The organism is Collinsella sp. LCP19S3_H3, assembly GCF_052119145.1.
Classification (GTDB): Bacteria; Actinomycetota; Coriobacteriia; order Coriobacteriales; family Coriobacteriaceae; genus Collinsella.
Genome location: NZ_JBQKFW010000006.1, coordinates 51,872 through 71,783, shown reverse-complemented (window position 1 = coordinate 71,783; position 19,912 = coordinate 51,872). Strand labels below are relative to the sequence as shown.

Sequence of the window (19,912 nt, the reverse complement as noted above, 5' to 3'; positions counted from 1 at the left end):
TATTCTGGGATGCGCTTTCCGCTAGGGTCCTCAGCCGGAAAGCGCATCCCAGAATTCGATCAAATTGTGGGTCGCACTTTCCGGAGCTAAGCGGCACTTCGCAAAAAAACGGGTGCAGACCGAAGTCCGCACCCGTAAGCGCTGTTTACTTGCGCATCAAGCCGCCGCGCTCGTCGATGGCATCCCAGAAGGCATCGGCAAAGCGAGGATCGCTTGCGGCCATAAGGGCGTTGGTGGCCATCCAGCCAGACGGGGTACCGGTGTCGTAGCCCGAGAGCGGGTCGATGACGACAGCGTACATAGCCTCGCGGTCGAGCGAGCGGGCCATGGCGTCAGTGAGCTGAATCTCGCCGCCCTTGCCGGCCTGCTGGTCGGCAAGCAGCTCCATGACCAGCGGGCTCAGCAGATAGCGTCCGACGATGTAAAGGTTAGAAGGCGCAGCCTCGGGAGCAGGCTTCTCCACCAAGCCGCCGATACGCCACACGGCGCCAGGCTCGGCATCGCCAACGCCCTCAGCGCCCTCGAGGGAGCCCACGCGCTCGCCGGCGATAACGCCATAGCGGCTGACCTCCTCGGGAGCACACGCGGCAACAGCGATAACCGAAGCGCCGCCATGCTCCTTGGAGACGGCAAGCATCTTGTCGCAAATGTCATGGTTGGGCACAACATAGTCGCCCAGAAGAACCAGGAAGTTCTCCCCCGCCACAGCATCGGCCGCCGAGCGAATGGCATGGCCGAGACCCTTGGGCTCGTACTGATAGCGGAAGTCGACCGGCATACCGCCAGCGTGGGCGACGGCATCGGCATAGGCGTTCTTGCCGCGCTCGCGCAGCAGGTTCTCGAGCGAACGGTCGGGCTGGAAGTAGCTCAGCAGCTCGGGCTTACCGGGAGAGGTAACGATGATGGCGTCGTCGACCTCCTCGGGGTCGAGTGCCTCCTCAACGACATACTGGATAACCGGCTTGTCGAGAACCGGCAGCATCTCTTTGGGCGTGCACTTAGTGCCAGGCAGAAAACGCGTGCCTAGACCGGCGGCGGGGATGATTGCCTTCATATTATTCAAGGATCCTTTCGCAGGCGCAAAGCGCCCCAAGCGTGCGACACGGCGGCCGCAGACCAAATTGCGATACCGAAGTATCTTACCGCCGGAGACATACGTCGCCGTAAGGCAAACGCAATTCTTCAGCAGGTCAACGCAAATTATTGCTCGAATGGTGCAATTTTATGCCCCAGCGGTAACGGGATTGGCACGGCGAAGACAGCGGTGTTCTGCGTGCCGAGCAATGGGAATGAGGGGCCAAAACAAAAAAGACGGGGCTCGCAATGCGAACCCCGTCTGCAAAGAAATCTGGCGAGAAAGCCTGATTACTTGAGGGTGACAGCAGCGCCAGCAGCCTCGAGCTTCTCCTTGGCAGCCTCGGCGTCCTCCTTCTTGGCGCCCTCGAGAACAGCCTTGGGAGCGCTCTCGACGACCTCCTTGGCCTCCTTCAGGCCAAGGTTGGTGAGCTCACGGACGGCCTTGATGACCTGGATCTTGTTGTCGCCGAAGCCCTCGAGCACGACGTCAAACTCGGTCTTCTCCTCGGCCTCAGCAGCGCCAGCAGCGGGAGCGGCGACAACAGCGGCAGGAGCAGCGGCGGAAACGCCGAAGGTGTCCTCGATAGCCTTAACGAGCTCGGAAGCCTCGAGAAGGGTCATTTCCTTAAGAGCATCGATGATCTCATCGGTGGTAAGCTTAGCCATTTCTAAGTCCTTTCGGTTTCCGTGTCTGTGCACGGAGATCAGTTAAAACACGGCGCGAATGCGCCAGGGGTGCGGCGTTGCCGCCGCGGGTGAAAACAGCGACTAGGCTGCCTTCTGCTCGGAGACCTGCTGGATCGAACGAGCGAGACCAGAGGAAACGCCGTTGACGCAGACAGCGATGTCGCGAGCGAAACCGGAGATGAGACCGGCGATCTGGCCGAGAAGCTGGTCCTTGGTGGGCAGCTCGGCGATAGCCTTAACATCATCAGCGGAAACGGCCTTGCCGTCGGAGATACCGCCCTTGATCTCAAGGACGCCCTTGGACTTAGCGGAGAAGTCCTTAAGGGTCTTAGCGGCCTCGACCGGCTCGGTCTCGTAGAACACATAAGCGACGGGGCCGGCGAGGATCTCGTCGAGCTCGGGCTGCTCCTGGTTCTTGAGAGCGATCTTGACCAGGTTGTTCTTGTAGACCTTCATCTCGGCGCCGCACTCGCGAAGCTGATGACGCAGCTCCTGAGCCTGCTTAACCGTCAGACCGTTGTAGTTGACGACGAACAGACCGGCATTCTCGGCGATACGGGACTCGATCTCTGCAACCTTGTCGATTTTGTACTGCTGGGGCATGAATTACACCTCCTCGAATTCTTTCCGGGCACGGTCCGCCACAAGGACGTGACGGGGGCATGTCCAAAAAGAAAGCCCCCGCGCTGCATGAGCGACGGGGGCGAGAAGACATATCTACTCGACCACCTCGGCTGGCGGGATGTCCCATTAAGCTCGCGGGCAATGCCCGTTTGCACCGGCTGTCTCTGGCAGCGGATTCGTGCGTGAACCGAAAGTATTATGGCGGGGACCCCGGCGTCGGTCAACGGAAAACCGGGCTGCACACAATTCCACCATCTCGGTCGCGCCGCCAAAGGCCAGGCGCAAGCTTTTCGCTCGGTCAGGTCCTGGGCTCGCACGAAGAGCACATTTAGTGCTCTTCGGCTCGTGCGGAATCTACGAAAAGCTTGCGCCTGGCCTTTGGCGGCGCGACCTGTGTTGACTTTGGGGCAGCCAGGGTTGCCGTTGGCCGACGCGCCCCACTCACAATCCTTATGTCGGTGGGCTGATGTGTTGCGTCCCTGATGGTTATAGGGTTGAGACGAAGGTGGACAGGCGGCGGAGGCCTTCGTCCAGATCTTGGTCGGAGACGCAGTAGCTTAAGCGGACGTGGCCTTCGGTGCCGAAGCAGTCTCCGGGGACTAGGGCTACGTTGGCTTCTTTGATGGCTTTGATGCAGAAGTCTTCGCTTGTTAGGCCGAATTGTTTGATGCTGGGGAAAGCGTAGAAGGCGCCGGCTGGTTCCACTACGTCGAGGCCCATGGTGTCTAAGGCTGCGAGCACGCGTTCGCGGCGAGCTCGGTAGACTTTGAGCATGGGGGTTGGGTCGACGGTCAGGGCTCGGGCTGCGGCGTCCATCTCAAAGGAGACGGCGCTTGATACTAGGTATTGGTGAGCTTTTGCGATCTCGGCGATGACGGGGGCTGCAGCTGCGAGCCAGCCCAAGCGCCAGCCGGTCATAGCCCATGGCTTGGAGAAGCTCTCGATGACCACCGTCTGCTCGCGTAGCTCCGGGTGGCGCTGGGCAAAGCGCTCATAGCCATCCACATAGACCAGGCGGTTATATACGTCGTCGCAGATTACGTAGATGCCCGCTTGCTCTGCCACGTGTGCCACGGCGTCGAGCGATGCCGCGTCGAGGATACAGCCCGTGGGATTGTTGGGCGTGCAGATGACGATGGCCTTAGTCGCCGGCGTCACGCAGGCGCGAAGCGCGTCCTCGTCAATCTGGAATTGCACGGGCTCCGTATCCAAGAAGACCGCCTTGGCATGGTTGGCCACGACGATGCTCTCGTACAGACCAAAGGCTGGCGTGGGGATAATAACCTCGTCGCCGGGGTTGAGCATGGCCATAAATGTTGCCGACAGGGCCTCGGTCGCGCCGTCGGTTAGGATGACCTCGTCGGCCGAAAACGTAAGGCCCGCGTCTCCCATGTAGGTAGACAGCGCCTCGCGCAGGGCGGGACGGCCGTTGTTGGGTGGATAGTGCGTGTCACCGCGGCCCAGCGCGGCGGTCGCCTCGGCGCTAATCACATCGGGCGTGGGAAAATCGGGCTCGCCAAGCGCGAGCGCGATGCACCCCGGGTGCTGGGCGGCGAGCGCGTTGATCCGGCGAATGCCGGAGGGCTTGAGCGTGGCAAGCGAGGTGTTCATGGGCAGTCGCATGGCATTCCTTTCGTAAGGGTTGCACTAGGATAGCGCGCCCGCGCGCCACCAGACGGTGTAACCTAAACGGAAACCAACCGGAAAGGAGGCGGCATGGAGACAACTGCGCGCGGCGATGTACCAAAAACGTTGCAAACCATTGCATATATCAGTATTCCCGAGAGCGCCGATCTTGAGTTTTTGCTTTGGGACCTGCAGGATGCCATCGCCGCCTATGCTCAGCTTTCCGGCACCGCGCTCCCCCGTTCGGTCGACTTGGAGGCGGATGATGCCGGTGTTATCGATGGCATGGTGTTCGCTGTTGATGATGCATTTGATGATGAGGCGATGATCGCTGTCGAGCAGATACTCGATCGCTTCGGGGATACAGAGACACGCGTCTACGCCGTCGTTCTTGCTGGGTCCGAGGACGCCGAACGGGCACGCGAAACCGCCATGCGGCTGCGCCGGGCCTGTCGTCTACGCGACCTGCCATGGTGCGGTGGCGTTGTCATCTGCGCCGGCAGCGGTATTGCGGCGCTTCGCCACTCCCCGCGTATGGGCCTCTTACGCCGGCCATTTTCCGAAGCGATGGATAAGCTTGTAGGCGCCGTGCGCATGGGCTGCTCCATAGAGCATGCGCAGCTGCTTGGCGGCGGCGAGGCCGATAGCGTCGATGTCGACGGCATGGTGCGCGTCAAGCCCGCCGTGCCCGCACCAATCTGGCATGCCATCATCAAACGCCTCGGCGCCCATGCTCAATAAAGGATCTAGATTACCGTGCGGTCCAGTCAACCGCCTCGCGCCAGCGCTCGACAAGCCGCTCCAGGCGCCAGGCCGCGTTAGCGGGACTAGTTGACGGCAACACGACAGCGGACAGACCCGTCCGCTCCTGTAGATAGCGCTTATAGAGGCGCCCCGCCGTACCTCCGTTGCATACCACCCGCTCGATGGGCGCAGCTCCAGTGATGCGTTCGATATATGCCGGCACAACGTTTTTGATGCTCGCGTCGCTCGACCCCTTAACGTCGCAGCTCTCGACCACATCCCACAGGGCCAAGCCACCGTTCAACAGCATGGATCGCTTGGCGGCAATAGAGGCGTCGAGCGTCGCGGGCTCGCCGCCCACCAAAGGGTCGCCCTCGTTGGGTGGTACAGGCACACCAAGGCACGCGGCCATCACGCGCCAAAAGCGGTTCTGAGGGTTGCCGTAATAAAAGGCATTGGCGCGCGAAAGCACCGAGGGAAACGACCCGAGCACCAAAACGCGCGAGTGCTGGTCAAACACGGGCTCAAACCCATGCTCAATATGTTGATAGCCCTCGTCTGACGCCGCCATGGCCTAGGCCCTCAACAGATAGCGCACCTCGTAGGGCGCAAGTTCAAGCGCACCCGTCAGCTCGACCGTGGGTGCTTCGTCGGCAAGTAGGTCGACGAAGGAGCCGTTGAGTTCGCCGGCTCCAAAGGTATAAGGCTCGTTCACGGCATTGACCGCCACGAGCACCGTCGCGTCGTCGCAGGCGCGCTCGAACAGCAGCTGTTTGTTCTGAATCGCCACGTTGCGGTACGCGCCGTAGCTGAGAGCGCGTGCCGCCGCGTCGTCGGCCAAGCGCAGGTGCGCAAGCTGTGTGATGAAGGCCGTCAGCTCGTTGGGCGCAGGCTCATCGAGCGCAGGGCGCAGCGCCCAGTCGCCATCGGGGCCGCCCTTTTCGCCAGCAATTCCCCACTCGCTGCCATAGTAGATGCACGGGATGCCCGGCATACCAAAGAGCATGCCATAGGCGGGACGCAGGCACGACTTGTCGGTGAGGATGCTCGCCAGGCGTGGCACGTCGTGGTTGTCGACAAACGACAGCAGGTGCTTGCCGCGGTAGATGCACCACGGGTCGCCGCCAAACTGACGGTGCAGCGAGTGGGCGATCTCGAACATGTTGATCGAGTTAAAGCTGGAGTACAGTCCCTTGTAACACTCGTAGTTGGTGCAGGAGTCGAGCATCTCGTCGTTGACGATCTGGTTGTAGTCACCGTGGAGCGTCTCGCCGATCAGCACAAAGTCGGGCTTGAGCTCACGGGCAAAGGCGTGCAGGCGGCGCATAAAGTCGCGGTCGAGCATATAGGCGACGTCCAGGCGCAGACCGTCGACGCCAAAGACATCGGCCCAACGGCGCACGGACTCGAGCAGGTAATCGACCACGGCGGGGTTTTGCAGGTTGAGCTTCACGAGCTCAAAATGGCCTTCCCAGCCCTCGTACCAAAAGCCGTCGCCGTAGCACGAGTCGCCGTCAAAGCTGATGTGGAACCAGTCCTTGTAGGGCGAGTCCCACTTGCGCTCCTGCACATCGCGGAAGGCCCAAAAGCCGCGACCGACGTGGTTGAAGACGGCGTCGAGCACCACGCGGATGCCGTGGGCATGCAGCGTCTCGCACACGGCGGCAAAGTCGGCATCCCCACCCAGGCGACGGTCGATGTGGCGCAGGCTGCGCGTGTCGTAGCCATGGCTATCGGACTCGAGCGGTGGGTTGATGAGCACAGCGCCAATACCGAGTTTTCGCAGGTAGTCGGCCCATTGGGCGATTTTCATGATGGGGGCATCGGGGTTGGGCGCGTCGTTGGCAGCCTGGGCAAGCGCATCCTCGGCAACGGGCGCGGCGTTTTCGCGCGGAGCTCCACAAAAGCCCAGCGGATAGATCTGATAGAACGTCGTCTCGTATGCCCACATAGCAACCTCCCGGTAAGCTCAACACAACGACATCCATTGTATGCCCGGCTTGCATCCTCTTCCCCAAAATAAGTTGCGGTGGAATAGTTCCTGCTTGGGCCTTCAGAGGCCTTAAACAGGAACTATTCCACCGCAACTGATGAGGGGACGTGATTAGGCGACGGGCTTTGCGCGGCGTATGGCCGGGAACATCACCGTGATGGCGAGGATGACGCCCACGACGGTAATCGCCCCGCCCACGAAGCCGATCCAGGCGATACCGGGGCCCGAAACCACGGCGCCGCCGATCGCGGTGCCCGTGCCGATACCCAGATTAAACAGGCCCGAGAAGATCGACATGGCGACAGCCGACGAATCCGCGGGCGTGTACTTGATAAGCTCGGCCTGGAATGCCACGTTAAAGGCCGTGGCGCAGCAGCCCCACAGCACGCAGACGGCAAGCACTGCTGCGAGCGACGATGCGGCCGAACCTATGAGCAGCAGGGCCGCTGGCACGCCGGAGAGCGTGATAGCCAAAAACGGGAAGCGGTGCCCGTCGAACAGGCGGCCAAACAGCCAGCTGCCCACCAGACCGGAGCAGCCAAACGCCGTCAGCGTCATGGTAATGGCGCCCGCGTCGACGTGCGCGACCTGCGCCAGGAAGGGCTCGATATAGCTGTAGCCTGTGTAATAGCCGGTCGCCATAAAAACCGTGACCGCGTAGAGCGCGATGAGGAACGGGCTCTTGAGCAGCTCGGGCAGCTGTTTGACGGCAAAGCGCTCTCCCGCCGGCATGGCCGGGAACACCGCGGCCTGGTACACCACCGCGGCGGCAGAAAAGGCCCCGACCACGGCAAACGTCATGCGCCAGCCCACGGCCAGGCCGATGGCGCGGCCGATCGGCAGGCCAAAGATCTGTGCGATGGACGAGCCCGTGGCGATCATGCTGATGGCGAGCGCCCCGTGACGGGCGTCGACCAGGCGCGAGGCCATAATCGAGGCGACCGACCAGAACACGGCATGTGCGCAAGCGACCACCAGGCGTGCGCAGACCAAAATAGGATAGGTGGGCGCCACGGCGGACAGGAACTGACCCAGAGAGAACACGGCGAGCACGCCGAGCAGCATACGCTTGAACTCAAAGCGCGAGGCAAACACCATAAGCGGCAGCGACAGCAGCATGACGCCCCAGGCGTAGACCGAAATCATGATGCCTGCCTGGGCCTCGGTGAGCGAGAACGATACGGCAATATCAGTCAGAAGGCCGATGGGCATGAACTCCGATGTGTTGAACACGAACGCGCAGCAGGCGAGCCCGATAAGCGGGAGCCACTGCTTGAGCGAGATGCCATCTTGTCTTGCCTGAGTCATGTAGGAAACCTCTCCGATTGTCTTGGGCGGTGGGCGATTATAGCAATGAGAAGTCTATAAATGCGCAATAAAAGAATTCTTGGAAAACGATCGTTAACAGACGGCGCGCCAATTCCGCTTAGAAAGTAAGGTGTGCAGGAACTCAATGTCGAAAACGCGGCTTCATCTTCGGGCTATCGCGCCTGCTCGGATACGCACAAGGACACCCCCATGAGCACGTCAATTTCGAGCCAACTCGCAACCGCACAATGAACTAGCAAAAGCAGCATATAAGCAAACGCCCCATAATAAAGTCCCTCATGTACAAGCGACGTCACTGAAAGTGCCGACGGCAGCGCCGCACTCGAAACTACCCATCCGACAAGAACAGGGATAGCGCAACTTGCAACCAGATTCCATGTCACCAGCAGCATTGCGGGACGCGCGATTTCTCTGCAGGAGGAACGAAGCGCCGTGACCGAACGCATGATGTAGCGTGGTGCAAACCGAATGCCTCGTAGTCCCCTCTGCCCCACGTCCGCATCTTCAATTAACACGAATACGAACGACGCGGAAAGAAGCGTCACGATTACTGCCACCACAAGCGAGCACAACACCCCGAGCTGACTGCTCGCAAGCGAGGCAAAGACTACAATTGCCGATAAAATCAAGTGAACCAAATAAATTAGCAGCGCCCCAGAAATCTGGAGGGGAACCGTCGAGGCCAAAAGGTAAACCGAAGGGGTTCGAGCCGGTTGCAGCGTCTTTTTGGACCGGTCGACGGCAAAAAACGAAAAAGCCACATTCGATAGAAGCAGGTTTAAAAAGGCTGCGACCACAGTGCAAATAAGCGTAATGGACGGATCGATATAGGCGAGCTCAGTTGCAACGTTTGATACACCAAGTTGAAGCACGCTCATAACAAACAAGGGGATATATAACGCCATCGTGCAACCACTCCGGCATCCCTTCGCCCGATCGCCCGATTCCAGAAAGACATTGAAGTTCTCTCGCAAGTTCACTCTATACCCGTTTTCTTACTAGGCAGGGCGAACGGGCGCCAATATAAACGCCGGTCCGCCCATCCAAAATTTCTAGTTTTAACGTCCAGACTAGTCTGTCCAGCCGTCGATGTAGTCGCGGTTAAGCTCAAAGTACTGCGCGGCGATATCTTTCGCCAAGGAGTACGAATTAACGAGCGGGTGCATCGCGAGGCCCTCGACAATGTCGCGCTTCGATCGGTTAACGATGCCACGCGCCACGGTGCGCTCGTAGTACTTGACGCGACGAATCAATTCGAGGTTTCCCGCGGGCACAGAATCGGCTTCGACGCGATGCGGTACGCAGCCATCGGTGGAGATATCGCACGTTGACTCAATGACATCTGTATCGAGAAGACCGGGGATGGCGCCATTGTTGGGGGTGCACAGGATCATCTGCTGCGTCTTGCCAGAGCGGGCAATATCCATGAAACGGAGCGCGACACCTGCGTATCCGCCAGCATCTTTGCCGTACACGTCAAACGTCCACGGCTTGTCGCGATGAATACCTGTCTCGGCCGCCATGTAGTTGTTTTCTCGCATTCCATACCACTTCTCAAAGCACGCGAGGCCTTTTTCGAAGTCGTTCTCAATATCGATAGATGCAAGCTCGCTCGTCATTTCTCGATTAATTTCTTCGATTAGTTCGCCGCGCGTCTGGGGCGAAGAGAGAACGTTGGCAACGGCGCGCTCGCGATAGTAGAAATAGTATAAGTACTCATTTGGCACGCTTTCGCGATTTAGGACGAGGTCCTTCTCGAAGAACCTAAGATCTGTATGAGCATATGCCCCGTCGTCGTGGATCAAGTCGGGCATGATGTCCTCGCCGTCAACCGTCACATTGCGGAAGAACGAGAGGTGATTGAGTCCATAGCACTCGCCCTGAACCGATGCAGGATCAACGCCTTTATACTCGGCAAACTGATGCAACATGCCCGAGGGGGCATCGCAAATGCCATATGTAAAATCATAGCCCATATCACGTAGGGCCTGAGATACGACGCCAGCGGGATTAGTAAAGTTAAACACCTTGACGTCCGGCTTTGCGTACTTCTTGATCAACTCGCAATACGAAGCAAGCGCAGGGATGGAACGCATGGCAAAAGACACGCCGGCTGCGCCAGTCGTCTCTTGGCCAAGAACCCCATGTGAAAGGGCAATGCGCTCATCGCGAACGCGCATATGGTCCCCTCCGACGCGAATCGTCGTGATCACGTAATCGGCGTCCTTAACGGCCTCGACTGCATCGCCCGTCAGTGAAAAATTAAGCGCGGGGCAAAGCATGCCCGAGACATGGGCGGCAAGGCCACCGTAGATGCGCAGCTTCTCGGGATCATTGTCCATAAACACAAGTTCGTCGATTCCAAGCGATGACGCCTGCTGGGCTATGCTCTTTGCCAAAAACATGGAGCGGACGCCACCGCCGCCTATGACCGTAAGTTTCATATCGAAACCCCCAATTAGCACATTCAATATTGCATGGTTCGCCTGTGTTTGGATATTGTATCCAGCATGGAGGGCCGCTTCCCGCCCCGGCTGCAAGGCGGGAAAGGAATTCCCCAAGGAGTTATTATTTACGCAACGGAAGCGGCCACACACGTCCGGCGGGAAGGGGCACCGATGGTTGATAAAAAGCAGATTTCCAAGCTCTACTCAGCCGCAAAGCTATCCGAAACCGAGCAAAGCGTACTCGAATACCTGCTCAACAATATCGACACCCTCGATGATATTGGTATAAAACCCGTCGCTATGGCATGCTTTACCAGCATGACGACAGTCATCAGGCTTTCGAAAAAGCTCGGCTACCGTGGCTACCGCGAAATGATGTACGATCTCAAGCACCTTCATCATGTCTCCCGCGAAATGAATCAATCACTCAAAGACAGTAGCGTCCACTTCGTATGCCACACCGGAGATGTAGACGTATTCATCGCCGCCCTGCATCGCAACAGAATGATCGGAGTAAACGGAGAGGGCTTCTCACGCATCGTTGCGCAGTACATGGCGACCAAGCTCGTTGGACTTGGCTTTTTGGCCGTCATACAGGACTTCCTAGAAACCGATCAGTTTGTCGAATCCAACCGAAATACGCTCAGCTGCATGATGCTCATATCCAAATCGGGCCAGACAGAAGCCATCCTGGAAACCGCAAGGGCATGCCACGACGCGGGCATTACGACCCTCGCGTTTACCGGCAACGAAGACAGCGAGCTCGCCAAGACGGCAGACGCGATCTTTACGATACACGACGATCACCCAATGGACCTTAAGAACGTTAAGCCTAACTGCTTTACCGGAAGTTGTATTCTCGCATTCGAAGAACTATTGAGTATCTGCCTTGACAATCTAAAACAAGAAGGCTTGGCCCCCTAAATCATGCGATAGGAAGCCAAGCCCTGGAATTGCGCTATGCAATTGCAAACCACTTGCGCGTTTTACTCGTCACCGAGAACGTCGTGCACCTCAGAAGCGACTTCGCCGACACGAGGACCGTAAATGACCTGGATTGCCTTGTCGCTCAGGCGGATAACGCCCATAGCTTCAAGATTCTTGGTGAACACCTCGTCGTCTGCAACCTTAGAACCATCCTTGACAATCACGCGAAGACGTGAGATGCAGTTGTCAAGATCATCAATGTTGTCGGCTCCACCAAGCGCTTCGACAATGCCAACAGCAAGCGCGCTGTCCTTGGTCGCATGGCCCTGGACTGCCTTCTTGGGAGTGCTACCAGACTCGCCCTTTGCCTCAGCGGCCTTTGCCTCGAACTCGGCTCTGCTGTTGATCAACTCAATATCGTCACCATCATCTCGACCGGGCGTCTTGATATCGAACTTAGTAATAAAGAACCGGAAGAGGAAGAAAGCTGCCAGGAAAAAGGCGGGAAGCAGAATAAGGTACGGAAGCAGATTAAGCTTCTCGGGGCGGAATAAGAATGGGATCAGGTCCTTGATATTTCCCTGGTACACCGAAACGCCCATTGCCTCCGAGAGAACTTCACCCAGTCCAGAAAGCGGAGCATAAACGCCAAAGTAGAGCCAGGGGGCGGCAAACAGGAACGTAAAGAGAATCGGCTCCGTAACGCCAAAGAAAACAGTCGAAATCACTGTGGGGATTAAAAGACCGGCAACCTTCTTACGGTTCTGGGGCTTGGCACAAGACCACATAGCAAGAGCGATACCCGGGAACAATGCGTAATCGTTAATGCCATAGCCAGCCATGAAAGCCCTAACCAAGAGCTTGTCGCTGCTGGGAGAAGCGAGCTGTGCAAGCTGAATGGCGCTATTGCCCACCACGCGCGTTCCATCGACGACCATGGAGCCGCCAAGCTCAGTCCAATACATGGGCGTCTCGAGCAGCGGATGCAAGCCAAACGGCACAAGGCTCTCGAGCACCCAGCGATAGACAAACGTACCGAACAGACCGGAGCCTTTCACGAACGTCGCAATACCCGAAAAGCATCCACCGATGACGGGCCAGACGAAGTACATGATGCCGCCCAGGATGCCACCGGCGATCAGCGATACAATGGGGACCGTTCGACTACCCGCAAAAAACGCTAGCGCCGTTGGAAGCTTGGTCTTGTAAAAACGGCCGGTGATCCAGGCGACCAGGCAGCCCACGATAATGCCGCCAAAGACACCAGAGCTGTAGCCAAAAAAGCCGAGCGAGGTAGTGTAGAGTGCGGACTGCTCACTCGCCTGAATGGACGTAAGGCCGACGGCCTGAAGAGCTTCCACCGTTGTATTGTCGGCAGCCAAGCCAGCTGCTCCAAGCAGAATCTCAACCGTCTTGAGCATGGTGAGATAACAAACAAGGGCAGAAAAGGCAGCCCAGCCCTTCTCTTTGCGAGACAAGGAGAAGGCGCAGCCGACGGCAAACAAAACACCGAGGTTTCCAATGATTACCTCGCCGAGACCCTTAAATACCGAGAAGAACGTAAAGAGCGGCGAAGCGGCATACCAATCCCAATTAACGCCAAGGGACACAAGGGTCAGTTCGGTCGTAAAAACGCTACCGATACCCAAAAAGAGACCGGAAATGGCAATGAGCGTAATCGGAACGAGCATTGCCTTTCCGAACGATTGGAATTTTTCTTTCATCAATTCCCTCCTCAATGATCCTCTATAAACGACTATCGCGCCCCACGTCCCCACACAGGCGAAACGGAAGACATGTTCGGCAATAGAAGCAAGGTGATTGTAGAAAGGGGTACACAAAATGCGCATCGACATCGCGCAATACGGTTAAATCGACCGACGATTGCAAGTATTTACGAATCCGTAAACGGCAGCAAATCGGCAGCGAACGGCAATCTGCAGCGTAGGACAGTCCCCGCGGGCCGACAATTGCCGGAATTTTGGCTCATATTTATTGAATTGTTGCTCGCCCAAAAGCGCGGAGCATCAACGCACCCCTAAGCCAACCCCAGCAATATGCCCGCCGAATGCACGACAAACGCCACGATCCAGGCGACCGTCACCTGAAACGCGAACACGGCAACGGCATAGCGCGCGCCCAACTCGCTCTTGACGGCACCGATTGCCGCCACGCAGGGCGGGTACAGCAGCGTAAAGACCAAGAACACGTAGGCGGTAAACGGCGAAAACATGGTCGACAGCGCCGCGGGTGACGTTGCATCCAAAAGCACGGTGAGGGTCGAGATGACGCTCTCCTTGGCGATAAGTCCGGTGACGAGCGCCGTGGATGCACGCCAGTCGCCAAAGCCAAGCGGCGCCAACGCCGGCGCGATGATGCTACCCAGACCGGCAAGTAGACTCTGCGACTGATCGGCGACCACATTAAAGCGGATGTCAAACGTCTGGAGGAACCAGATGACCACGGTGGCGGCAAAGATGATGGTAAAGGCCTTGGTAATAAAGTCCTTGGCCTTATCCCACGCCAGCATCACCGTCGTCTTGATGCTCGGCAGGCGGTAATTGGGAAGCTCCATGATAAACGGCACCGGGTCGCCCTTAAATGCCGTGCGGTTGAGCACCAAAGCCGCGATGCAACCGACCGCAATGCCAATCAGATAGAGCGAGACCATGGCTGGGACCGTCGCCTGCGGGAAGAATGCTCCGCACAGCAAGCCGTAAACCGGCAACTTGGCCGAGCAGCTCATGAACGGTGTGAGCATGACCGTCATCTTGCGATCATGCTCGGATGGGAGTGTACGGGTCGACATGATAGCCGGCACGGTGCAGCCAAAACCGACGAGCATGGGCACAAAGCTGCGGCCCGACAGGCCAAAGCGACGCAGCACCTTATCCATGACAAAGGCCACGCGCGCCATGTAGCCGGAGTCTTCCAGAATGGAGAGGAACAAGAAGAGCACGACGATAATCGGCAGGAAGGTCAGCACGCTGCCCACGCCCGTAAGCACGCCGTCGACAGCCAGCGAGCGCACCACGTCGTTGGTTCCGAACGCCTTGAGACCCGCATCGGCCGAGGCGATGATGACAGCGATGCCGTCCTCCATAAGTCCCTGCAACGCCGCGCCGATCACGCCAAACGTCAGCCAAAAGACGAGGCCCATGATCACCAGAAACGCCGGGATGGCCGTGTAGCGACCCGTCAGGATGCGGTCGATCTTAACGGAGCGCACGTGCTCGCGGCTCTCGTGCGGCTTCACCACGCAGCGCCCGCACACGTCGCCGATAAAGCTAAAGCGCATATCGGCCAGCGCGGACAGGCGGTCGGTGCCAGCCTCGCCCTCCATCTGGGTAATGATGTGCTCGATAGCGTCAAGTTCGTTGCGATCCAGGTGAAGTGCCTCGGTCACCAGCTCGTCGCCCTCAACCAGCTTGGTCGCCGCAAAACGCACCGGAATGCGGGCCGTCACGGCATGGTCCTCGATCAGGTTGGCAATGCCGTGGATGCAGCGATGCAGCGCACCGCCGTCCGGGCCATCGGGCACGCAGAAGTCCAGGCGACCCGGGCGCTCGCGGAACCGCGCCACATGCAGAGCGTGATCCACCAGCTCGCCGATACCCTCGTTGCGGGCAGCGCTAATGGGGACAACAGGCACGCCCAACAGGCTCTCGAGCAGGTTGACGTCCACGGCGCCGCCGTTGGCCGTCACCTCGTCCATCATGTTGAGCGCGATGACCATGGGGCAGTCGAGCTCCATAAGCTGCAGCGTCAGGTAGAGGTTGCGCTCGATATTGGTGGCATCGATGATGTCGATGATGGCGTCGGGATGCTCGTCAAGGATGAATTGACGGCTGACAATCTCCTCGCCCGTGTACGGCGACAACGAATAGATGCCGGGCAGGTCGGTAACGCTCGCCTCGGGGTGGTTACGGACAGTACCGTCCTTGCGGTCGACCGTCACGCCGGGAAAGTTACCAACATGTTGGTTGGAACCCGTCAGCTGGTTGAACAGCGTGGTCTTGCCGCAATTTTGGTTGCCGGCGAGGGCAAAGTGCAGCGGCGCGCCCTCGGGCACGGCCGTTTTTGCCGCGCGGGGCGAATACGTCCCCTCACCGAGCGCCGGGTGCTCCGTCGTGCCGATTGCGGCGTTAACGCGCGGGCTCGTATCGGTGTCGTGAATACCCACGAGCTCAATGCGAGCAGCATCGTCTTTGCGCAGCGTCAACTCGTAGCCACGCAGGCGAATCTCGAGCGGGTCGCCCATGGGGGCGTACTTCATCATGGTGACTTCGGTGCCCGGCGTTAAGCCCATGTCCAAAATATGCTGTCGGAGTGCCTGATCGTCCGATGCCACCGATGCGACAACGGCGTCCTTTCCAATCTCGAGTGTATCGAGCTTCACGTCCGTGTTCCTCCCCCGACGCCCACAGGGCGTTGCATTTATGTTCACCATTGCTAACCGTTTGCCATGGCTAACCAATTTTAACCATGCATGATAGCGCGAACATGCAGCGACGTTCAATCAACAGATTGTTGCAATGGGGACAGATCGCTTTGCCCAATAGATGCGATGCGGAACAACCAGGCGCGGGAGGGGATTCCGGGACACGGTTTCCCAGACGGCACCCTTTCGGAAACCGCACCCCACTATTCAGGCGAATTCCGGGATGCAGTTTCCCGATGGGGGCTCCTGGGGAAACTGCATCCCACTCCGAAACGCTAAAACGGGATGGGCTTTCCGACTGAGGTCTCTAGCGGAAACTGCGTCCCGGAATAGGCGCTCAGACTGGGACGTATTTTCCCGATCGAGCCCCTCGGGGAAACTGCGACCCGGAATCTGTGCCCGAAACGGGACGTGGTTTCCCCGAGGACCGAAACAGCCGCCCGCCCCTCGTCAAAATCATCCGCTTTCCTCCGTTGTATGCGGAACATCCAAGGAGTGTCCCAGAGTGCCGGCAATAGGAACGTCCCCAGCTGCCGGCAGCATTTCACCGCAACTGCAAAAACCCGCGCAGGCAACCGTAGTCACCTGCGCGGGTTTAGTGGGCGCTCACAAAGGTGCGTTACAGAGGCCCACGTCAGTTATGGATTACCGAACGGCACCGGCACGCGATGCCTCAGTCGGCTTACCAAGCGATGAAGCTTGCCGCAGTCCTAGACAATCGGCGCAATGCCGGCAAAGTGCAGATACAGCGAAATAATTGCCACGACAATGACCACCGCTGCGATCAGCTTGTCGTGCAGATGCGGAAGCACCGGCTTACCGCGACCTCGCTCGCCCAGCATATAGACGGGAATGGCCGGAGCAAAAAGAATCGTCGTGATCATAACGCCCTGAAGACCCGTCGACCACACCAGGAACAATGTGTAGATAAAGCCGAGCGTACCGAAGAAGCGGGCTTTGCCGACGCTGGGCGCATGCGGCCCGTCCAGATGCTCGTTCTTCCAGCCAATCACCATGTAATAGGCAGCCGAGCAGACATACGGAACCAGAATCGTGTTGACTGCGCAGCTATAGAAGAACTGGTAGGTGCTCGCCGCCACATACGACACGATCAAGAAGAGCTGCGTGATGCCGGAGCTCACAAGAACCGTTACCACCGGGGCGTCGTGCTTGTTCGTCTTGGCAAACGCCAGAGGGAAGGATCCCTGGCGCGCCGCCTCGAACGGCGTCTCGGACGCAATGATGACATAGCCCAGCAGCGCGCCGACCAGCGAAAGGATAACGCCAAGGTTTACGATGGCAGCGCCAACCGGACCGATTGCACACTCGAGAATTCCCGCCATGGAGGGCGTTGCGAGCTGCGCCATCTCCTCGCGCGGCATAATGCCGAGTGACAGCATCGAGATGATCAGATACAGCGTAAATACAGCCGCAAATCCGAGCGCCGTCGAGCGGCCGACGTCACGCACGTACTTTGCACGGCCCGAGATAACGACAGCGCCCTCGATGCCCGTGAAGACCCAGACAAGGGCGATCATGGTCGAGACAACCTGCTCGCCAAAGCCAGGACCAGCCGGCTCTCCCCAGAAGTTGTCCATAAAGATATCGACGTTGAACTTACCCAGGAGCACGATGCTCAGCACAAAGAGCCCCAGCGGCACCAGCTTCGCCAACGTGACGATAGTGTTAATGCCCGCAGCCTCCTTAACGCCACGAAGCACAAGGACGGTAAGGAACCACAAAAACGCGCTGGCGCAGACGATGGAAAGCAGGTTGTTACCCGCACCAAACGCAGGGAAGAAATAGCCCAGCGCGCTAAACAGCAAGAGCGCAAAGCTCACGTTGGAAAGACATGCGCTGATCCAGTAGCCCCAGGCGGAGTTGAATCCAATGTAATCGCCAAAACCGGCCGCAGCGTATGCATAGATGCCGCCGGTCAGGTCGGGACGGGCCTGAGACAAACCGTTGAACACCATCATCAGCGCAAAGACGCCAATAAAACAAATTCCCCACGAGACGATAACCGCACCGGTATTTGCCCCGCCTGCCGCCATATCACCGGCAAGCGAAAAGATACCGCCACAAATACTGGCGGTAATGACCATCATGGTCAGACGAAAGAGATCGAGGCCATTAGGGTCGATAATCTCGTCGTTTTGAGCTTTAGAGGCCATTGTATGTGCACCCCCTTCATCATGTGATCGAACGAAAGATGGCCCGGACGTCCCGAATCGGGTGCCGGGCCATCGGTCAAGCGATCATCAGACTGTTACAGCTATCGCGTTAGAAGCGCAGCGACAGGCAAGAAAGGCCGCCGTCGACCTTGCGATACTCGGAGGTATCGACGACGAGCGTCTTGTAGCCCAGATCCTGCACGGCCTTGAGCACGGTCGGATAGCCCTCGGCGACGATGACCGTACCGTTGACCCAGATGCAGTTGGCGCCGTAAGCCTCGTCCTCGGGCACGACGATCTTGTTGTACTGGGCAAAGTCGGGCTTATCGATGAATTCACCAGAGACGAGCATGTTGTTGTCCTCGATGTAGTTGACGCCCGTCTTGAGGTGTAGGACCTCCTCCAGCGGAACCTCGGAACCCTCGAGGCCCCAGCCCTCGAGAATCTCACAGAACTGGCGGATGCCCTCTTCGTTGGTGCGAGCGGAGCGACCGACGTAGAAATGGTCGCCGACCATCATGACGTCGCCGCCGTCGAGCGTACCCGGAGAAACGATGTGCTTGACATGCTCGTCGTCAAAGAAGCGACGGACGGCCGGTTCGATCTCGTCCTTCTCGCCGTTGCGGCTGTCGGCACCGGGGTTGGTAATGATGGCGCCGCAGCGAGTGATGACGGCCGGATCCTCGACAAAGCAGCTGTCGGGATACTGCTCGAGCGCCGGCAGCACCGACACGTCAACGCCGCACTGCTCGAGCGCATGCTCGTAATCGTAATGCTCCTCGATGGCGCGCTCGTAGATGGGCTGGCCAAGCTCGGGGGCACTCGTGATGCCATTGCTCAGGGACTTGCCGGGACGACGGATGATGACGTGGCTGAACTTGGTCATGGTGATCCTCCTTGGATCTCTTAGCAGAGAGCGGGACTTCTTTGCGCCCGCCTTCCTTTCGATAGCTTTATCTTAGGGCGGTTTTCCTATTTTGTATATTGTATACAATCCCGAACGGTAGGTATTCATCGGTAAGCGTATTCTCACCTATCGGTGCAAATTAGCGCGATTTAGCTGGTCGTTCTATAATTCAACTGAGCTATTCAAGCGAAACGTATTTAATTTTGAAAATATACAGTTAAGGAACACAAGCTCATGGAAACGCTCAGAAGACCCTTGAAGGATCATGTATACGACTATATTTCGAGCCGCATAGATGCCGGCGAGCTTTCGGCTGGCGACCGCGTGAGCGAGCAAGCGATCTGCGATGCCATGGGCGTGTCGCGCACGCCGGTTCGCGAGGCGCTCATTCAGCTGGCAAGCGATGGCTACCTGGACAATCTCCCCCGTCGCGGATTCCGTGTCCGTGGGTTCGATCAACAAAACGCCGTTGAAGTCTTTGAGATTATGGGGCCGCTCGATGGGCAGGCGGCATACCTCGCCTGTCCCCTCCTGACAAAAGAGGACATCATGCAGCTGAAGTTTTTGGTTGGGTCCATGGACCTTGCGATCCAAGGCGGTCTTATCCGAAAGTACGACGACATTCAGCGAGACTTTCATCTGACGTACTTCAACCGCTGCGGCAACGATCGTCTACGCGATATGATTTCGCAGCTCGAGCGCTGCTTTATCAAACGCGATTACGAGACTGTCGATCAAGAGACGGCGTGCAAGCTGCTCGATAAAGCCAATGCCGAACATGCCCATATTCTTGAACTGTTCGAAGCGCGGGACGCGGCGGGCGTGCGCGATTACGTACGCGATGTCCATTGGAACACGGAGAACGCCCAGTTCACCGTTTGGTAGGAAAGCAGCGGGCGGTAGCGGACCAATTCTTGGCACCGCCGCTCAAAATGA

The 19,912-nt window shown here is 58.2% G+C and carries 16 protein-coding genes; 3 read left to right on the top strand and 13 right to left on the bottom strand.

Annotated elements, in window-relative coordinates:
• Nucleotides 1–145: 145 nt before the first annotated feature.
• The 4 genes from ACTQZF_RS04740 to ACTQZF_RS04725 all read right to left on the bottom strand — a co-directional run bounded on the left by ACTQZF_RS04740 (nt 146) and on the right by ACTQZF_RS04725 (nt 4,011).
• A complete protein-coding gene (locus tag ACTQZF_RS04740) occupies nt 146–1,054 on the bottom strand; it encodes a UTP--glucose-1-phosphate uridylyltransferase (protein WP_368136490.1) in 909 nt (302 codons plus the stop codon).
• 311 nt (nt 1,055–1,365) lie between these two features.
• Nucleotides 1,366–1,743, bottom strand: coding sequence for a 50S ribosomal protein L7/L12 (gene rplL, locus ACTQZF_RS04735; protein ID WP_154514707.1), 378 nt, complete (start codon nt 1,741–1,743; stop codon nt 1,366–1,368).
• Between the two features lie 102 nt (nt 1,744–1,845).
• A complete protein-coding gene (gene rplJ, locus ACTQZF_RS04730) occupies nt 1,846–2,367 on the bottom strand; it encodes a 50S ribosomal protein L10 (protein ID WP_117646079.1) in 522 nt (173 codons plus the stop codon).
• A 507-nt stretch (nt 2,368–2,874) separates the two neighbouring features.
• Nucleotides 2,875–4,011, bottom strand: a complete 1,137-nt coding sequence (locus tag ACTQZF_RS04725; protein WP_441554676.1) for a pyridoxal phosphate-dependent aminotransferase — start codon at nt 4,009–4,011, stop codon at nt 2,875–2,877.
• Nucleotides 4,012–4,104: 93 nt separating this feature from the next.
• Between ACTQZF_RS04725 and ACTQZF_RS04720 the strand changes: the two genes are divergently transcribed.
• Nucleotides 4,105–4,755, top strand: coding sequence for a hypothetical protein (locus ACTQZF_RS04720; protein WP_441554675.1), 651 nt, complete (start codon nt 4,105–4,107; stop codon nt 4,753–4,755).
• Nucleotides 4,756–4,765: 10 nt separating this feature from the next.
• On the opposite strand, the gene ACTQZF_RS04715 is transcribed toward ACTQZF_RS04720, so the two are convergent.
• The 5 genes from ACTQZF_RS04715 to ACTQZF_RS04695 form a co-directional block, all read right to left on the bottom strand.
• A complete protein-coding gene (locus tag ACTQZF_RS04715) occupies nt 4,766–5,329 on the bottom strand; it encodes a uracil-DNA glycosylase family protein (RefSeq protein WP_441554674.1) in 564 nt (187 codons plus the stop codon).
• Nucleotides 5,330–5,332: 3 nt separating this feature from the next.
• Nucleotides 5,333–6,709, bottom strand: a complete 1,377-nt coding sequence (locus ACTQZF_RS04710; protein WP_441554673.1) for an alpha-amylase family glycosyl hydrolase — start codon at nt 6,707–6,709, stop codon at nt 5,333–5,335.
• A gap of 153 nt (nt 6,710–6,862) precedes the next feature.
• Nucleotides 6,863–8,059 carry an MFS transporter gene (locus ACTQZF_RS04705; RefSeq protein WP_441554672.1) on the bottom strand — a complete coding sequence of 399 codons (1,197 nt, stop codon included), beginning with the start codon at nt 8,057–8,059 and terminating at the stop codon, nt 6,863–6,865.
• Between the two features lie 173 nt (nt 8,060–8,232).
• Nucleotides 8,233–8,958 carry a hypothetical protein gene (locus ACTQZF_RS04700; RefSeq protein WP_441554671.1) on the bottom strand — a complete coding sequence of 242 codons (726 nt, stop codon included), beginning with the start codon at nt 8,956–8,958 and terminating at the stop codon, nt 8,233–8,235.
• Between the two features lie 192 nt (nt 8,959–9,150).
• Complete coding sequence (locus ACTQZF_RS04695; RefSeq protein ID WP_441063319.1) at nt 9,151–10,524, bottom strand: family 4 glycosyl hydrolase; 1,374 nt, start codon at nt 10,522–10,524, stop codon at nt 9,151–9,153.
• 174 nt (nt 10,525–10,698) lie between these two features.
• Between ACTQZF_RS04695 and ACTQZF_RS04690 the strand changes: the two genes are divergently transcribed.
• Entirely contained in the window at nt 10,699–11,451 is a 753-nt protein-coding gene (locus ACTQZF_RS04690) for a MurR/RpiR family transcriptional regulator (RefSeq protein WP_441083195.1), read from the top strand.
• A gap of 62 nt (nt 11,452–11,513) precedes the next feature.
• Here the strand turns inward: ACTQZF_RS04690 and ACTQZF_RS04685 are convergent, their stop codons facing one another.
• The 4 genes from ACTQZF_RS04685 to ACTQZF_RS04670 form a co-directional block, all read right to left on the bottom strand.
• A complete protein-coding gene (locus ACTQZF_RS04685; RefSeq protein ID WP_427727089.1) occupies nt 11,514–13,178 on the bottom strand; it encodes a PTS transporter subunit EIIC in 1,665 nt (554 codons plus the stop codon).
• Between the two features lie 314 nt (nt 13,179–13,492).
• Nucleotides 13,493–15,904: a ferrous iron transport protein B gene (feoB, locus tag ACTQZF_RS04680; protein ID WP_441554670.1), complete on the bottom strand. Its 2,412-nt coding sequence runs from the start codon at nt 15,902–15,904 to the stop codon at nt 13,493–13,495.
• A gap of 701 nt (nt 15,905–16,605) precedes the next feature.
• The gene (locus ACTQZF_RS04675; RefSeq protein ID WP_441554669.1) at nt 16,606–18,069 is read right to left on the bottom strand and encodes a basic amino acid/polyamine antiporter; all 1,464 of its coding nucleotides are present in this window, start codon (nt 18,067–18,069) and stop codon (nt 16,606–16,608) included.
• A gap of 109 nt (nt 18,070–18,178) precedes the next feature.
• The gene (locus ACTQZF_RS04670) at nt 18,179–18,955 is read right to left on the bottom strand and encodes a dimethylarginine dimethylaminohydrolase family protein (protein ID WP_117583089.1); all 777 of its coding nucleotides are present in this window, start codon (nt 18,953–18,955) and stop codon (nt 18,179–18,181) included.
• A 276-nt stretch (nt 18,956–19,231) separates the two neighbouring features.
• Between ACTQZF_RS04670 and ACTQZF_RS04665 the strand changes: the two genes are divergently transcribed.
• Nucleotides 19,232–19,861 carry a GntR family transcriptional regulator gene (locus ACTQZF_RS04665; protein WP_441056789.1) on the top strand — a complete coding sequence of 210 codons (630 nt, stop codon included), beginning with the start codon at nt 19,232–19,234 and terminating at the stop codon, nt 19,859–19,861.
• Nucleotides 19,862–19,912 lie beyond the last annotated feature (51 nt).

Bases quoted from the DNA above. Each gene is read 5' to 3' on its own strand.
- ACTQZF_RS04685 (WP_427727089.1), bottom strand. From the start codon at position 13,178: ATGAAAGAAAAATTCCAATCGTTCGGAAAGGCAATGCTCGTTCCGATT.
- ACTQZF_RS04670 (WP_117583089.1), bottom strand. From the start codon at position 18,955: ATGACCAAGTTCAGCCACGTCATCATCCGTCGTCCCGGCAAGTCCCTG.
- ACTQZF_RS04725 (WP_441554676.1), bottom strand. From the start codon at position 4,011: ATGCGACTGCCCATGAACACCTCGCTTGCCACGCTCAAGCCCTCCGGC.
- rplL (WP_154514707.1), bottom strand. From the start codon at position 1,743: ATGGCTAAGCTTACCACCGATGAGATCATCGATGCTCTTAAGGAAATG.
- ACTQZF_RS04695 (WP_441063319.1), bottom strand. From the start codon at position 10,524: ATGAAACTTACGGTCATAGGCGGCGGTGGCGTCCGCTCCATGTTTTTG.
- ACTQZF_RS04710 (WP_441554673.1), bottom strand. From the start codon at position 6,709: ATGTGGGCATACGAGACGACGTTCTATCAGATCTATCCGCTGGGCTTT.
- ACTQZF_RS04700 (WP_441554671.1), bottom strand. From the start codon at position 8,958: ATGAGCGTGCTTCAACTTGGTGTATCAAACGTTGCAACTGAGCTCGCC.
- feoB (WP_441554670.1), bottom strand. From the start codon at position 15,904: ATGGTGAACATAAATGCAACGCCCTGTGGGCGTCGGGGGAGGAACACG.
- ACTQZF_RS04740 (WP_368136490.1), bottom strand. From the start codon at position 1,054: ATGAAGGCAATCATCCCCGCCGCCGGTCTAGGCACGCGTTTTCTGCCT.
- ACTQZF_RS04715 (WP_441554674.1), bottom strand. From the start codon at position 5,329: ATGGCGGCGTCAGACGAGGGCTATCAACATATTGAGCATGGGTTTGAG.
- ACTQZF_RS04690 (WP_441083195.1), top strand. From the start codon at position 10,699: ATGGTTGATAAAAAGCAGATTTCCAAGCTCTACTCAGCCGCAAAGCTA.
- ACTQZF_RS04675 (WP_441554669.1), bottom strand. From the start codon at position 18,069: ATGGCCTCTAAAGCTCAAAACGACGAGATTATCGACCCTAATGGCCTC.
- ACTQZF_RS04720 (WP_441554675.1), top strand. From the start codon at position 4,105: ATGGAGACAACTGCGCGCGGCGATGTACCAAAAACGTTGCAAACCATT.
- rplJ (WP_117646079.1), bottom strand. From the start codon at position 2,367: ATGCCCCAGCAGTACAAAATCGACAAGGTTGCAGAGATCGAGTCCCGT.
- ACTQZF_RS04705 (WP_441554672.1), bottom strand. From the start codon at position 8,059: ATGACTCAGGCAAGACAAGATGGCATCTCGCTCAAGCAGTGGCTCCCG.